The following is a 14,370-nucleotide window of genomic DNA, read 5'->3' as shown; positions in this document are numbered from 1 at the left end:
TGGTCCTCCGCTTCGGGTGAATGTTCCCCCCGCAAGCACGTCGCTCGGAACGCGCTATCTGACGAAACGACGGCACTCAGGTGCGTACGCCCAACGTCGGGTGGGCGAACCGCCAGAAGTTTTCGCCTGGCCGACCAAGAATGACCCAAAGTCCAGTAGCGAACATTTGTCCCTGACAGTAGAGTCCAGCCACCCTGGTGGACCCATCGGGGACAGGGTTTCATTCTCGGGAGGGTATTGACGTGCGCAGATTTACTTTATCAATTGCATTGTCGCTCATCGGAATCGTGACGTGGGGCGGTGCGCCGGCGAGCGCCGCACTGGCAGACCGCGATGTTCGCTCGGAATCGGAATGGGTCTACCTGCCGGTGCAGGTCCAGAGGGAGGTGGCCCTCCCCTACATGAAGCGCTCGGACTGGATGAAATCTGTGGCGTGTTACACCGAGTACTGCGTCCATCAGTTCCGGTACCCGCCGTCCTACGGTGGCGGCTTCGGATCGCACATCACCTATTCATGGCAGATCCAGGCAGGTTCCAACGGCAGGATCTGCGTGCAGGGCCAATGGAACAGGGACACGACGGGAAGAACGTGGGACACCGGCTGGGCTCCGCTCGGCTGCGGGGAGAGTGGCGGCGGTCGGCTCCACTGGGGACCATTCCTCGGCGAACCTTCAGTTCGCGCCAAGGTGCAGCCCGGATTCCTTGGGTCCGCCTATGTGTGGAAGTTCTGAGGTGACTGATGCACACTTTATCCGGACCCATTGAAGGGACGAACTTGCGCAGCAAGTTCCGTACGCTTGCGATGGCGGTCGCAACCATGAGCATGGTCACGGCCATTGCATCGCCCGCGCACGCAGCAACAACGGTCTCCACTCGAGGAGACGTCGGCAAGCACAGCCACAATTGTCCTGGCGACGCCGCCGGAGGCACTTATACCGACTACTCCGGCTGGCAGGAGACCACCTCTTACGACTGGTGCTCGGACGGACACTCCGCGGTCTTGGTGGTCAACACCGGAACCGGTGTCGGCAACTTCCAGGTCTGGAACACCGGTGGCCTGGGCAGTCCTACGGTCCGGAGGGAGACCTTCTTCAACCCGGGTACGCACTTGATGATCAAGGCCTGCGTGGGCGAGTGGAGCACACGCACCATCTTCGGATGTGGTGCACAGGTGACGGTGACCACCCGGTAGCGGTCCCGCCCCTCTGGCTCGTGAGAGGCGGACTCCGTCGATGACGATGTTCGGCGGCCAGGTCGGTAGATCTTCGACCTGGCCGCCGAACAGCGCTCCACACTCGCCCCAGGTCGTGCGGCGGCGTACGCCCGCCGGCCCGATACTTCGCGCGAGGGGCGTACAGTCGCCGAGGTTTGCGTCCCGGTGAGCCGGAACCTTCGGGGGGATTCGTGCGTTGCACGAGTCCGGGTGGAGGATTCGGGCGTTCGTTGTCGACAAGGAAGTAACTCACGCATGTCACGTGGTGTCTGGATCCGCTTCGCCCTCGTGCTCGGCCTCCTGGTCGGGTGCCTCGCGTTGGCGATCAACGTCAAGCCCAACCTCGGTCTCGACCTCAAGGGCGGCGCGCAGTTCGTCTTCCAGGCGGAGGGCACCGAGCAGACCCCGGCCAGCGCGGAGAACGTCGACAAGACCCTCGAGGTGCTGCGCGGTCGCGTGGACGCCCTCGGCGTCGCCGAGTCCACGCTCGTGCGCCAGGGCCAGGACCGCATCCTCGTCGAGCTGCCCGGCGTCACCAGCGACGAGGAGGCGCAGGACGCCGAGGAGCGCATCGGCACGACAGCCAAGCTGACGATCCACGAGATCCTCTCGACGGTCGAGGTCGACGCGAAGCCCAGCAAGCAGGGCAACGAGGTGCTGCCGTCCGAGGATGGCGAGACCCTCGAGGTGGGTCCGACGGTCATCCAGGGCGATGAGGTCACCGGCGCCAGCGCCGTCCAGCGCGACCAGAGCGTCGCGTGGGTCGTGGCGATCGACTTCAACGGCAAGGGTGGCGACACCTGGGCCGACATCACCGGCAAGGCCGCCTGCAACCCGTCCGGCGATCCGAAGCGCCGCATCGCGATCGTCCTCGATGGCGAGGTCATCTCCTCGCCCCAGGTCGACACGGGCGTCGGCTGCGACGTCGGTATCCGCGGCGGCTCGACCGACATCACCGGTGACTTCAGCTCCAGCGAGGCCAAGGAGCTCGCCGCGCTCATCGAGGGCGGCTCGCTGCCCCTCGACCTGACGGCCATCTCCGACCGCCTCGTCGGCCCCTCGCTCGGCGCCGCGGCTATCGACGCCTCCCTTGAGGCCGGCATCATCGGCATCATCCTCACCGGCCTCTTCATCATCTTCGTCTACCGCCTCGTCGGGTTCGCCGCGACCATCGCGCTCGCCTCATACGCCCTGCTCGCGTACGCCATGCTCGTCGGCCTCGGCTCGACACTGACGCTGCCCGGCCTCGCCGGCTTCGTGCTCGCGATCGGCATGGCGATCGACGCCAACGTGCTCGTCTTCGAACGAGCGCGGGAGGAGTACGTCGCCTACCCCTCCGCGGGCCTCAGGCGGGCGCTCCAGGTCGGCTTCAACAAGGCGTGGAGCGCGATCATCGACTCCAACGTCACCACCCTCCTCGCGGCCGGGCTGCTGTTCTTCCTCGGCTCCGGCCCGATCAAGGGCTTCGGTGTCACGCTCACCATCGGTGTCGTGGCGTCCATGGTGTCGGCGCTGATCATCGCGCGCGTGCTCTGCGACCTCGCCGTCGCCAACAAGCCCGTCTCCGACCGTCCCGCGATCAGCGGCCTGAGCCACCACGGCAAGGTGCGGCTCTGGCTCGACAAGAAGAACCCCCAGCTGGTCAAGCGGCGCACCACCTGGCTCGGCATCTCCGCCGCGGCGCTGATCGTCGCCCTGACGGGCATCTTCTGGCAGGGCCTGCAGCTCGGCGTCGAGTTCACCGGTGGCCGCCAGCTCGACTACTCCGTCAGCAAGGACATCACCATCGAGCAGGCCCGTACGGCCGTCGCCGACGCCGGCTTCGCCGAGGCCGTCGTGCAGACCGCCGACACTGCCGACTTCACCGTCCGCACCGGCGACATCAGCAACGCCGATGAGCAGCGGATCGAGGAGGAGCTCGGCAAGGTCGGTGGGACCGTCACCAAGGTCGACGACCAGCGGATCGGGTCCTCGCTCGGCAACGAGCTCCGCAACAACGCGCTCATCGCCTTCGGCGTCGCGTTCGCCGCCCAGCTGCTCTACCTCGCGATCCGCTTCAAGTGGACCTTCGGTGTCGCGGCTGTGCTTGCGATGGCACACGACGTGATCCTCGTGACCGGCCTCTTCGCCTGGCTCAACAAGCCGATCGACGGCATCTTCCTGGCGGCCGCGATGACCATCGTCGGTCTGTCCGTCAACGACACCGTCGTCGTCTTCGACCGCATCCGCGAGCGCTGGTGGGGCTCCAAGCCCGAGGACGACTTCAAGGACGTCGCCAACCTGGCGGCCGTCGAGACCATCCCGCGCACGGTGAACACCGGCCTCGGTGCGATGTTCATCCTCGCGGCGCTCGCCGTCCTGGGTGGCGACTCGCTCCAGGACTTCGCGATCGCCCTCCTCGTCGGGCTCGTCGTCGGCACGTTCTCCTCGGTCTTCGTGGCCACCCCGCTCCTCACCTACTTCCACGAGAAGTTCCCGATGAGCCGGGTCAAGCGCGAGAAGGTCGAGCGAGCTGTCGAGGACTCCGGCGCCGTCGTCTGAGGCGTCCGTCTGCCCCTGTCGGTCTACCCCTGTCGGAGTCCCCGCCTAGGCGGGGACTCCTGCACGTCTGGGCCGTTGCAACGGCCCAACAGCGTCGAACTTCGCACACCTGACCACCAGGTCGGGCGTACGCTCGGACCATGCTCTGGTTCCTGCTGATCGTCGTGCTGGGCGTCGTCGCCTACCGCTACCGCGTCAAGATCCTGGCCAAGCTGCTCGGCCAGCCAGAGCGCCGCATCGAGCGCCAGATCGGCCGCAAGAAGAACTACTGACCCGCGGACTGGGCGCACGCCCTGGACGCTGGACGCACGGCATGCCGTGCGTTGAGCGGACGATGGTCCGCTCGAGTGCGCCGGTGGTCCGGCGGGTTGTGGACGGCGTACGACGAGGTGTCGGCGCTGCCCCGTAAGGTGCTCGGGTGCCCGAGACCGACACCGTCACCAGCCCCGTACGCGAGGTGCTGGCCACGGCGGTCGAGGCGCTCGGCGGGCAGCAGCGCGACGGCCAGGTCCAGATGGCTGACGAGGTCGCCGAGGCGATGTCGGAGGGGCGCCACCTGCTCGTCCAGGCCGGCACCGGCACCGGCAAGTCGCTGGGCTACCTCGTCCCCGCGATGCTCCACGACAAGCGCGTCGTGGTCGCCACCGCGACCCTCGCGCTGCAGCACCAGCTCGTCGAGCGCGACCTCCCGCGCCTCGTGGAGGCGGTCAAGGGCGTCAAGGGCCTCGACACGTCGTACGCCGTGCTCAAGGGCCGTTCCAACTACGCCTGTCTCCACCGCATCCGCGCCGGCGTCCCCGACGACCAGGGCACCCTCGTCGACGTGCCGACGGGGTCGATGGCCGAGAAGGTCCTCGAGCTGCGGGCGTGGGCGGAGGAGGAGACCGAGGCCGGCGGCACCGGCGAGCGCGACAACGCGCCGCGCCACACCGACCGCGAGTGGCGCCAGGTCGCGGTGAACCACCGCGAGTGCCTCGGCGCCTCGAAGTGCCCCTTCGGCGCCGAGTGCTTCGCCGAGCTGGCGCGCGAGAAGGCCCAGCGCAGCCACCTGATCGTCACCAACCACTCCCTCCTCGCGATCGACGCGATCGAGGACGTGCCGATGATCCCCGACTACGACACCGTCGTGATCGACGAGGCCCACGAGCTCACCGCCCGCGTCACCCAGGCCGCCACCGACGAGCTGGGGGCCAACGACATCGAGCGCGCGGCCCGACGCGCGATCCGCTGGACCGAGTCCTCGGCCGGCGACCCGGCGGGCGACCTCGAGGACGCCGCCGGACAGCTCGCCGAGGCCATCGAGGCGACGACGGCCGGCCGCATCGACAACGTCTCGACCCAGCTCGCCGACGCCCTCGTGCTCGTTCGCGACGCCGCGCGCGCCTGCCTCTCGGCGTTCCCCCGCGAGTCCGGCGGCGAGGGGGAGGGCGACGCCGGGCGTACGCAGGCCAAGGGCATGATTCAGGAGGTCTTCGTCAACGCCGAGCGGATGGCCGCCGGCTCGCAGGCCGACGTGCTGTGGCTCGGCGAGGCGCGCGACCGGTTCCCCGCGCGGCTCCACGTCGCCCCGCTGCAGGTGTGGGGCCCGATGCGCGACAAGCTCCTCACCGACAAGACGGTGATCTTCACCAGTGCGACCCTGATGCTCGGCGGCGACTTCAGCGCCGTCGCCACCTCGCTCGGCCTCAAGCCCACCGAGCGCGAGGGCTCGATCGTGGCGCCCGCCGACGACGAGACCGCGCTGCCGTGGAAGGGCCTCGACGTCGGCTCGCCGTTCGACTACGGCCAGCAGTCGATCCTCTACGTCGCCCGCCATCTGCCCCAGCCCGGCCGCGACGGCCTCGGCCAGGCGCAGCTCGACGAGATCTGCGACCTCGTCGACGCCCTCGACGGCCGTACGCTCGGCCTGTTCTCCTCGCGCCGCGCGGCCGAGACCGCCGCGGAGGCCGTACGCGCCAAGCTCCCGCACCTCACCACTCTCGCCCAGGGCGACGCGCAGCTGCCCGAGCTCGCCAAGCAGTTCGTCGAGGACCCGCACACCTGCCTCTTCGGCACGCTCTCGCTCTGGCAGGGCCTCGACGTCCCCGGCAACACCTGCCAGCTCGTGATCATCGACCGGATCCCGTTCCCCCGCCCCGACGACCCGCTGATGTCGGCCCGCGCCAAGGCCGCCGACGCGTCCGGCGGCAACGGCTTCATGGAGGTGTCCGCGACCCACGCCGCGCTCCTCCTCGCCCAGGGGGCCGGTCGCCTGATCCGTACAACCACCGACCGCGGCATCGTCGCCGTGCTCGACCCGCGCCTCGAGACCGCCCGCTACGGCCGCTTCCTCAAGGCGTCGCTCCCGCCGATGTGGTCGACGACCGACCCTGCGCTCGTACGCCAGGCGCTGAAGCGGCTGGGCGAGACGGCGAGCTAGTAGCCGAAGACCTGGTAGTCGCGGCGGTACATCGTCGCCACCAGCTCGCGCAGCTCGTCCGAGACGGCGCGGTCGCGGCCGCCGGGGGCGGTCTGGTTCTTCGGGGTGGTCGGCCCGGCCGGCGCGCCGATCCGCTCGCACACCTCCGCGAAGTCGCGGTCGAAGGTCTCCAGCCGGCCGACGAAGTCGACCCGGTTGAGGTCGATCATCCGGCTCTGGAGCGTCAGGTGCTGGTCGGTGCCGGGCACCGCGGCGAGGTCGTGGGTCGCGGTCCACCGCGCGAACTCCTCGACCGTCTGCATCCGCTCGAGCGTCGGCACGTCGAAGCCGTAGTAGTTGTGGTCCACGACCTTGTCCTGCCACGCCGAGACGAAACGGTCGAGGGGGTCACGCACGAACGCGAACGTGACGTAGTCCGCGAACGCCGCCAGCGGATAGCGCACCCGCATGGCGTGGTCGACGTCGAGGCTCACGCCGTGGGTCTCGCAGTGGTGCCGGATCGTGCGCGTCGCGACCTTGGCCACGCGGTACCAGACGAACCGGTGGCTGTGGCTGATCGTCAGGTTGTACGCCAGCGGGCTGAGCCAGGCGGACTGCTCACCCGCCGCAGCCAGCCGGTCCAGCACGTCCTGCCCGTCCGGCGTCAGGCGCCGCCGGTTGCCGGGACGGGTGCGGAACACCTCCGGATCGGGGCTGCTACCTGGGCTGGACATCGCCGCGAGGCTACCGCCTCGCCGATCAACGCGTCAGCCGCGACCGGCCGTCGTACCCGCCCCGCGGCGCCCCGACCCCGAAGAAGTCGGCGACGGTCGGCGCCACGTCGACGGTCGCGGCGCGCCTCGACGACGTCGTACGCCCCAGGACCCGCCGGTGGCCGCCGGCGAGGAAGAAGGGGATCGGCGACGTCGCGGGGTGGCCGTGGTTGCCCGGGATCGGGTTGGAGTACTGGTCGGGGTCACTGAACCGCCAGCCCGCCTGGGCGTAGACGATCACGTCGCCGCCGAGCGGACCGGTGCGCAGGGACGGCGTGACCCGCGGATCGTGGGCGGACAGGACTCCCGGCACGGCCGAGGACAGCGCGATCATCCGCGCCACGGCGGCGTCGAGGCGGGTGGGGTCGCCGGTCCAGTAGAGGAGGTCGGCGCCCCCGTTGTCGGCGATCGTCACGTTCCCGCCCAGGAGCGGGTCGAGCGCGAGCACCGGCGACAGGTGGATCAGCTGGTGCGGCAGCGACCAGTCCATCGAGTGGTCGGCGAGCACGACGAGCATCGAGTCCTCCCAGCGCCCGGACGACTTGAGCAGGTCGACGAAGCGGCCGACCTGGACGTCGGTGGACGCGAGCGCGGCCTGTCGGGCGGCCTTGAGCCCGAGCGGCCCGGTGAGGTCGGAGTGCCCGAGCCGGTCGATGTCGCCGAGGTTGACGAAGACCAGGTGCGGGTCGTGCTCCTGCACCATCGCGAGCGCCGCCTCCATCGTGAAGACGTCGGGCGCGTGCCCGGAGACCGGCACGATCGGCGCCGGCTCCCAGCGGTGGGTGGCCCGCCCGCCGAAGACGCCGTAGAGGTACTCCTTGCTGAGCACCGTGCCGGTGGTCAGCCCGTTGCGGTTGAGCCGCTCGATGATGGTCCGGACCTGGATGTCCGACTCGCGATCCATGTCGCGCACCTCGCCGGTCGTCCGGTCGAGGATCGAGTTGGCCGGCACGCCGCTGCGGTCGGGCCGCACGCCGCTCATCATCATCACGTGGTTGGGGATGGTCTCCATGACCGGCAGCGACGTCGCCCGCGGATGGTTCAGCCCGCCGTCGCGGAGCGCGCTCGTGCGGGGCATCAGCGTCGGTGTGATCTCGTCGGGCCGGCACCCGTCCAGCACCAGGACGTACGCGCGCTTCCGTGTCGGCGCGGTCGCCGCGAGGGCCGCGCCGGGCAGGCTGGAGATCGCGACGCCCGCCGCACCCGCGGCGAGGAGCGTACGGCGGCCCGTGCGGATCTCGTGGCGGCCGCGTTCGAAGGCGCCACAGGCCCGTGAGTCCCTGGGCGACTCAACCATCAGGCACCCCCGACCGGCTGGCTGACGGCCTCGACCTTGTTGGTCCCCGACCGGGTCGCCCACGAGGTGCTCCAGGATGATCCGGCGTTGCGGTCGGCGCGGTCGCCGATGACGTACCAGTCCATCTGCACCCGCTCCGGCGTCACGTCGAGGACGGAGTAGCCGTGGTCGTCGAAGTTGAGGTACTTGATGTGCCTGTTGTTGGTCTGGATGACCGCCTCGACCGCGAGCGAGGAGGTGCGCGCGGGTGTGCCGGTGATGTCCTTGAGGTTGTTGGACGTCACCGACGTGCAGACCAGCTCGACGCCGGCCGAGTCGCCGAGCGGGTACGTCGCGGCGTCGTACGGGAGGTCGCAGGCCCAGCCGGAGTGGATGTCGCCGGTCAGGAAGACCACGTCGCGCACGCCCTGGTCGCGGATGTGCGTGAAGAGCTCGCGTCGGTCGGTCGTGTAGCCGTCCCACTGGTCGACGTTGTACGGCGCGCCGTCGCGGGGGAGCAGCCCGGCGACGTCGTTGACCGGGTCGACGAGGTCGTGCGGCACCTGCGCGAAGGTCACCGGGGCGATCATCACCGGGTTGCCGACGAGCTTCCACTGCGGTCCGCCGCGACGCAGCCGCTGCTTGAGCCAGTCGAGCTGCGCGCGCCCGGTGATCGTGCCGTCCCTGCCGCCGGCCGGACTCGGCACCGGACTCGGCGCGGGCGTCGCGGCCTGCTGGTCGCGATGGCTGCGCAGGTCGAGCATGCTGAGCTCGGCGAGCCCGCCGAAGCGGAGCGTCCGGAAGAGCTGGGTGCCGTCGCCGGTCGCGGCGGTGCCGGACATCCGCACCGGCATCCACTCGTCGTACGCCCGGTGGGCCGCCGCCTTGCGTGCCGCGTAGTCGCCCTCCTCGGGCTGGTGGTTCTCCGCGCCGTCCCGCCACTGGTCGTTGGTCACCTCGTGGTCGTCCCACGTCACGATGAACGGGTGTCGGGCGTGCAGCGCCCGCAGGTCGGGGTCGGTCTTGTACTGCGCGTGCCGCTGGCGGTAGTCGGCCAGGCTCACGATCTCGTGGGCCGGCGCGTGGGGCCGTACATCGGTGTTGGCGCGGCCGTAGCCGTACTCGCCCGGGCCGTACTCGTAGAGGTAGTCGCCCAGGTGGATGACCGCCTGGAGGTCGTCGCGGGCGGCGAGGTGACGGTACGCGCTGAACCAGCCCGCCTGCAGGTTGGCGCACGAGACCACGCCGAACCGCAGCCGGTCGGGGCTCGACGACCGCGCCGGTGCGGTCCGCGTGCGGCCGACCGGGCTGGTCTCGCCTCGCACGGTGAAACGGTAGAAGTACGCCGTGTCCGCGCGCAGGCGCGTCGCGTCCACCTTGACCGTGTGGTCGCGCGCCGGGCCGGTGCGCACCCGCCCCCGGCGTACGACGTCGCGGAACCGGCGGTCGGTGGCCACCTCCCAGGTGACCGTCACGCGCGGGCCGCGCCCGGAGCCGGGCGTGGCGCCGACCGTCGGTGTGACGCGGGTCCACAGCACCACCGCGCGGGGGAGCGGGTCGCCCGAGGCGACGCCGTGCTGGAAGGGCTCGTGGGCGGGCGCGGCGGCGGCCCTCGCGGCGGCGGATGCCACCGCGACGGCGCCCGCACCGCCGGCCAGGACCGCTCGGCGGGAGAGGCTTGATGAAGGGGTCACGTGGTGCTCAACGACGCAGCCGCCCTCAGATCACGCCCGAGTCCCGGAGTTCACCCGACGTTCATGCCTACTCGAACGGGATCCGACCCCGCAGCGACTCGACGTCCGACAGCGGGCTGGCCTGCGTCTCCTTGATGAGCTCGCGCGCCTTGTCGACGCTGTCCCAGACGTTCCAGAGCAGCACGCCGCGCACCTCGCCGGCCTTGAGGTAGTAGACGACGCCGGTGCCGACCTGGCCGTCCTTCCAGTCCTCGACCATGTCGAGGCTGCTGCTCGTCTCGCCGATCGCCTCGTAGCCCGCGTCGAGGATGTCGGACCAGAAGAAGGGCGTGTAGTCGTAGGTCTCCTCGGCGCCGGCCATCACCTTGCCGGCGAGCTCGCCGGACTTCTCGGCGTGGTCGACGTGCTCGACGCGGCGGCGCCCGAGGAGGGCGTCGGGGTACGACGCGACGTCGCCCGCGGCGTACACGTCCGGCGCGCTGGTGCGCAGGTGCTCGTCCACCACGATGCCGTTGTCGACCTCGAGGCCGGCGGCCTCGGCCAGCCCGGTGCGGGGGAGGACGCCGACGCCGATCACGGCCGCGTCGGCGGCGATGTCGGTGCCGTCCTCGAGGCGGATCCGGACACCGCCGTCGGCTTCCTCGCCACCGGCGACGGACCCGTGCACGACGGTGACGCCGCGGTCGGCGAACGCCTTGGTGAGGCTGGCGGCCAGCGCCCGCGGGAACATCTGCTTCTGCACGTCCTCGAGGTCGAGGACGAGCGTCACCTGGACGCCGTTCTGCACAAGCGCGGAGGCGATCTCCGAGCCGATGTAGCCACCGCCGACGACCGCCACGTGGCTGCCCTTCGCGGCGATCGCGCGCAGTCGTCCGTAGTCGGCGGCGGTGCGGTAGTAGACGACCCGCGGGCCCGGGTCGATCGACAGCGTGCGCGGCTCGGCGCCGGTCGCGAGCAGCAGCTTGCCGTAGCCGACGCTGGTGCCGTCTGCGAGGCGTACGACGTGCGCGTCGGGGTCGATCGCCGTCACGGTCGTGTCGGTGACCAGGTCGACCGCGTCGTCGTCGTCGAGGTCGCCGGCGAGCGAGTTGCCCTCCAGCGTCGCGTCGTCCTTGAGCCAGAGGTCCTTGGAGAGCGCCGGCCGGTAGACCGGCTTGTCGGGCTCGGAGCCGAACACCGCGATCGTGCCGCTGGTGTCGCCGGACCGGATGCCGCCGACCGCACTGGCGGCCGCGACACCTCCGCCGACGATGACGTAGTCGTACTTCTCGTGGGTCATGCAGCCATCGTGTCCCTGGGGTGGTGACCTTTCAACGAATGGTCACCCCGAGGGGTCAGAGGCTGCGGAGCACCGCGGTGACGACGCCGAGGATCGTGGCGTTGTCGCCGGGGATCGGGTCGTACGACGTGTTGTGCGGCAGCAGCCAGACGTGGCCGTCCTTGCGCTGGAACGTCTTGACGGTCGCCTCACCGTCGATCAGCGCGGCGACGATCTGACCGTTCTCGGCGGTCTGCTCCTGGCGGATGACGACGTAGTCGCCGTTGCAGATGGCCGCGTCGACCATCGAGTCGCCGGAGACCTCGAGCAGGAAGAGGGTGCCGTCGCCGACGAGCTGCTTGGGCAGCGGGAACACGTCGGTGACCTGCTCCTCGGCGAGGATCGGGCCGCCGGCGGCGATGCGGCCGACGACCGGGATGTTGACCGCGATCGGGGAGAAGTCACCGATGCCGGTCTCGTCGACGCTCGACTCCTCGCTGCTGGACATCGAACGACGGGCCGCCATCACCTCGGGCAGGAAGACCTCGAGGGCGCGGGGCCGGTTCGGGTCGCGCTTGAGGAAGCCCTTGCCCTCGAGCACGCGCAGCTGGTGGGCGACGCTGGAGGACGACGTCAGGCCGACGGCCTGGCCGATCTCCCGCATGCTGGGCGGGTAGCCCTTGGTCTCGATGGAGTCCTTGATCGTCGCGAGCACGCGCTGCTGGCGCGGCGTCAGGCCGGTCGCGTCCGGGGGACCGTCCGGCATCGCAATGACTTTACTGTCGTCCGACGTGGCCATGGTGGAAACCTCTCGACGCGGGTGCCGCCCGTGTGGGTGGAGTGGTGCGTGGGACGGCGTGATGCCTCACCGTAGCCCTCGTGCGGGCCTCGGATCAAACACGTGTTCGAAGCAGCGTGTCGCGATCTCGCTCGTACGACACGCCGAACCTTTGTTCGAACAAGGGCTTGCATCGTTCGAACACGTGCTCTAACGTCGTACACCTGTTCGATCGAACGTCTGATCGAGACCGACGCTGGGTCCAGACCCACTGTCGGTGGCTCGCTCTAGACATAGATCAACGGAACCGATCCGGCTGACACTTCCCCAGGAGGCCACCATGAGCACCCTCAGCCTTGCACCTGCCTTTGCCCCCCTCGCACGTCCGGCCCGTACGACGGTGCGTCTGACCCGTCGCGGCCGGCTGACCGTGTTCATGCTCTCGCTGCTCGTGGCGCTGACCGCAGCCTTCGTGCTGGCGGGCGGCGCGGTCGGCACCGGCGAGGCGGGGCAGCCGGCCCCCACCGAGATCGTCCAGGTCGCCCCCGGCGACACCCTCTGGGGGATCGCCAGCGACATCGCCACCGACGGCGACGTCCGCGGTGTCATGAACGAGATCGAGCGGCTCAACGCCCTCGAGTCCACCGGCCTCGCGGCCGGCCAGAAGCTCCGCGTCCCGGTCCTCACCGACTAGACGCGAAGGCCTCCATCAGCCGATTCGACCCCGGCTGATGGACCAGGGGAAGGCGAAGGGCGGGCCCATCGGGCCCGCCCTTCGGCGCATTTTCTCCCCATGAGCGCGTAGTCGGGGAGAACGCTTTGGTCGGTGGTCGAGTAGCCCGCGAGGAACGAGCGGGCGTATCGAGACCCCTCAGCCATGGCGCGAGTTCTCCACAGGCTTTGCCGAGGGACTGTTTCTCAGGTAGCTCGTGTGGGTAGTTTCAGCGGTGCAGACGTTGTCTCGGGAAGGCAGTTTCATGCACGTACGCCGCGCCCTCGCGCTCGCCGTCGTTGGCCCGCTCCTCCTCGCGGGGTGCACCGGCGACCCCGAGCCCACGCCGAAGATCCCCGACCCGACGACGAGTTCGTCGTCGCCTTCGCCGACCGATTCGGAGACTCCGGAGGCGGAGAGTGCGGAGGAGTTCATCCGACGGTGGGCCGCGATCGAGGCCGAGATGGAGAACACAGGCAAGACGGCGGATTACAGGGGGCTGTCGAGCGGCTGCAAGGCATGCACGGATCTGGCAGACCTGGTCGAGGGTTGGTATGCCGCTGGCGGGTTCATTAATTGGGACGGGTGGCGGATCCAGAGCGTGAAACCCCGTGGTGACAGCGGCAACGAGTTCGTTGTGAAGGTTCGCTCGAGCCCGACCCGTTACAAGGAGTCGAAGTCGGGGCCGCTGAAGACATTCGACGGTGGCCCCGGAGCGCACCTTCTGGTTCTTGAGAGCCAAGGCGCATCGTGGGTGGTCACGCGGAAGGCTGAGGTGCCGCGATGAGGCGGCTCGCCAAGGCCACCTGCGTGGCGCTGGTCGCAAGCCTGACGATCATCGTTGGCCCACCTGCCCTGGCTCAGTGCGGTGTTCAAGCCGAGGTGGGCGAGGTGGTCGAGGAGTGCGTGGATAGGTCGGCTGCCCAAGTCGAAGAGATGAAGGCCCTGTACCCCACCTCCACCTGGACCGTCCGCCAGCTCTGCAAGGACGACAGCCGCACACCCGAAGGCGTCTGCTTCAATCCTCAGGAGTGCACGACGGCAGCCGGCGTCCCCGGCACGCGCTACACGCTCTACCGCGACGGGGAGGTCGTCGGCACGGCCTGCCTCACGGCGGACGAGGAGGCTAAGATCGGCGACCCGCCGCCTATCCGTGTGCTCGTCCTCAAGGCGTTCGAGATCCTCGACTGGCCCGCCTCCGAGCTCGTAGTGCAGCCGCCGGGAGGCAGGACCCTGGTCAACCTGGACACGAACTTCTACACGACCAACACCGACCTCACGAATATCGCGGTGACGCTGGTGCGGTCGGATGTCGTGATCAGCGCCCGCCCCATCGCGTACAGGTGGCACTTCGGTGACGGCACCACGGTGACCACGACGAGCCCGGGCGCGCCCTACCCCGACCTCGACGTGTCCCACGTCTACGAGCGGACCGACCAGGTCACCGTCAGCGTGGACACGCAGTACGGCGACGCGAGCTTCACGGTCGGCGGGGGCGCACCGGAGCAGATCCCGTCGACGATCTGGATCAACGGCGCCGAGTCAGACCTGGCGATCGTCGAGGCGCTCCCGCAGCTGGTCCTCCGCTGACAGTGCGGTGTCTGTGGTTCGGATGCCGAACCGCAGACACCGCACTACGAGTTCGGGCAGCTAGGGCGTGTCTCCAATGTTGAGCGTGGTTCGGGCTTGATGCTGGGCCCATGACGCGGATGGCGGTGCTCAGCGAT

The 14,370-nt window shown here is 69.6% G+C and carries 13 protein-coding genes; 8 read left to right on the top strand and 5 right to left on the bottom strand.

Annotated features, from left to right (window positions below; genetic code table 11):
* The first annotated feature begins 242 nt into the window (after nt 1–242).
* The 5 genes from EUA94_RS16530 to EUA94_RS16515 all read left to right on the top strand — a co-directional run bounded on the left by EUA94_RS16530 (nt 243) and on the right by EUA94_RS16515 (nt 6,173).
* Entirely contained in the window at nt 243–731 is a 489-nt protein-coding gene (locus tag EUA94_RS16530) for a hypothetical protein (RefSeq protein ID WP_129427998.1), read from the top strand.
* Between the two features lie 44 nt (nt 732–775).
* Nucleotides 776–1,192 carry a hypothetical protein gene (locus EUA94_RS16525; protein WP_129427997.1) on the top strand — a complete coding sequence of 139 codons (417 nt, stop codon included), beginning with the start codon at nt 776–778 and terminating at the stop codon, nt 1,190–1,192.
* 276 nt (nt 1,193–1,468) lie between these two features.
* On the top strand, nt 1,469–3,754 hold the full coding sequence (secD, locus tag EUA94_RS16520) for a protein translocase subunit SecD (RefSeq protein WP_129427996.1): 2,286 nt from the start codon (nt 1,469–1,471) through the stop codon (nt 3,752–3,754).
* 140 nt (nt 3,755–3,894) lie between these two features.
* Complete coding sequence (locus EUA94_RS22970; RefSeq protein ID WP_277986121.1) at nt 3,895–4,026, top strand: hypothetical protein; 132 nt, start codon at nt 3,895–3,897, stop codon at nt 4,024–4,026.
* A gap of 146 nt (nt 4,027–4,172) precedes the next feature.
* Nucleotides 4,173–6,173 carry an ATP-dependent DNA helicase gene (locus EUA94_RS16515; RefSeq protein ID WP_242494930.1) on the top strand — a complete coding sequence of 667 codons (2,001 nt, stop codon included), beginning with the start codon at nt 4,173–4,175 and terminating at the stop codon, nt 6,171–6,173.
* Here EUA94_RS16515 and EUA94_RS16510 read toward each other — a convergent pair.
* From EUA94_RS16510 to lexA, 5 genes are all read right to left on the bottom strand, one after another.
* Nucleotides 6,170–6,886 (bottom strand): sulfotransferase family 2 domain-containing protein, encoded by a 717-nt coding sequence (locus EUA94_RS16510; protein ID WP_129427995.1) that lies wholly within the window; start codon nt 6,884–6,886, stop codon nt 6,170–6,172. The two genes, EUA94_RS16515 and EUA94_RS16510, sit on opposite strands and share 4 nt — an antisense overlap.
* A 25-nt stretch (nt 6,887–6,911) precedes the next feature.
* Nucleotides 6,912–8,222 (bottom strand): alkaline phosphatase family protein, encoded by a 1,311-nt coding sequence (locus EUA94_RS16505; RefSeq protein ID WP_129427994.1) that lies wholly within the window; start codon nt 8,220–8,222, stop codon nt 6,912–6,914.
* Nucleotides 8,222–9,895: an alkaline phosphatase D family protein gene (locus EUA94_RS16500; RefSeq protein WP_165356939.1), complete on the bottom strand. Its 1,674-nt coding sequence runs from the start codon at nt 9,893–9,895 to the stop codon at nt 8,222–8,224. Before EUA94_RS16500 ends, EUA94_RS16505 begins: the two co-directional genes overlap by 1 nt.
* A 67-nt stretch (nt 9,896–9,962) precedes the next feature.
* On the bottom strand, nt 9,963–11,174 hold the full coding sequence (locus tag EUA94_RS16495) for an NAD(P)/FAD-dependent oxidoreductase (protein ID WP_129427993.1): 1,212 nt from the start codon (nt 11,172–11,174) through the stop codon (nt 9,963–9,965).
* Nucleotides 11,175–11,229: 55 nt separating this feature from the next.
* Nucleotides 11,230–11,952, bottom strand: coding sequence for a transcriptional repressor LexA (gene lexA, locus EUA94_RS16490; protein ID WP_129427992.1), 723 nt, complete (start codon nt 11,950–11,952; stop codon nt 11,230–11,232).
* Between the two features lie 319 nt (nt 11,953–12,271).
* Between lexA and EUA94_RS16485 the strand changes: the two genes are divergently transcribed.
* The 3 genes from EUA94_RS16485 to EUA94_RS16475 all read left to right on the top strand — a co-directional run bounded on the left by EUA94_RS16485 (nt 12,272) and on the right by EUA94_RS16475 (nt 14,233).
* Nucleotides 12,272–12,625 carry a LysM peptidoglycan-binding domain-containing protein gene (locus EUA94_RS16485; RefSeq protein WP_129427991.1) on the top strand — a complete coding sequence of 118 codons (354 nt, stop codon included), beginning with the start codon at nt 12,272–12,274 and terminating at the stop codon, nt 12,623–12,625.
* 283 nt (nt 12,626–12,908) lie between these two features.
* On the top strand, nt 12,909–13,430 hold the full coding sequence (locus EUA94_RS16480; protein ID WP_129427990.1) for a hypothetical protein: 522 nt from the start codon (nt 12,909–12,911) through the stop codon (nt 13,428–13,430).
* Nucleotides 13,427–14,233 carry a PKD domain-containing protein gene (locus tag EUA94_RS16475; RefSeq protein ID WP_129427989.1) on the top strand — a complete coding sequence of 269 codons (807 nt, stop codon included), beginning with the start codon at nt 13,427–13,429 and terminating at the stop codon, nt 14,231–14,233. The genes EUA94_RS16480 and EUA94_RS16475 overlap by 4 nt, the downstream gene beginning before the upstream one ends.
* Nucleotides 14,234–14,370 lie beyond the last annotated feature (137 nt).

This window comes from Nocardioides zhouii, assembly GCF_004137345.1.
Classification (GTDB): Bacteria; Actinomycetota; Actinomycetes; order Propionibacteriales; family Nocardioidaceae; genus Nocardioides; species Nocardioides zhouii.
This window is presented reverse-complemented; position numbering and strand designations above follow the sequence as displayed.

Coding starts and splice junctions, on each gene's coding strand:
- EUA94_RS16495 (WP_129427993.1), bottom strand. CDS start 11,174: ATGACCCACGAGAAGTACGACTACGTCATCGTCGGCGGAGGTGTCGCG.
- EUA94_RS16510 (WP_129427995.1), bottom strand. CDS start 6,886: ATGTCCAGCCCAGGTAGCAGCCCCGATCCGGAGGTGTTCCGCACCCGT.
- EUA94_RS22970 (WP_277986121.1), top strand. CDS start 3,895: ATGCTCTGGTTCCTGCTGATCGTCGTGCTGGGCGTCGTCGCCTACCGC.
- EUA94_RS16485 (WP_129427991.1), top strand. CDS start 12,272: ATGAGCACCCTCAGCCTTGCACCTGCCTTTGCCCCCCTCGCACGTCCG.
- lexA (WP_129427992.1), bottom strand. CDS start 11,952: ATGGCCACGTCGGACGACAGTAAAGTCATTGCGATGCCGGACGGTCCC.
- EUA94_RS16505 (WP_129427994.1), bottom strand. CDS start 8,222: ATGGTTGAGTCGCCCAGGGACTCACGGGCCTGTGGCGCCTTCGAACGC.
- EUA94_RS16480 (WP_129427990.1), top strand. CDS start 12,909: ATGCACGTACGCCGCGCCCTCGCGCTCGCCGTCGTTGGCCCGCTCCTC.
- secD (WP_129427996.1), top strand. CDS start 1,469: ATGTCACGTGGTGTCTGGATCCGCTTCGCCCTCGTGCTCGGCCTCCTG.
- EUA94_RS16475 (WP_129427989.1), top strand. CDS start 13,427: ATGAGGCGGCTCGCCAAGGCCACCTGCGTGGCGCTGGTCGCAAGCCTG.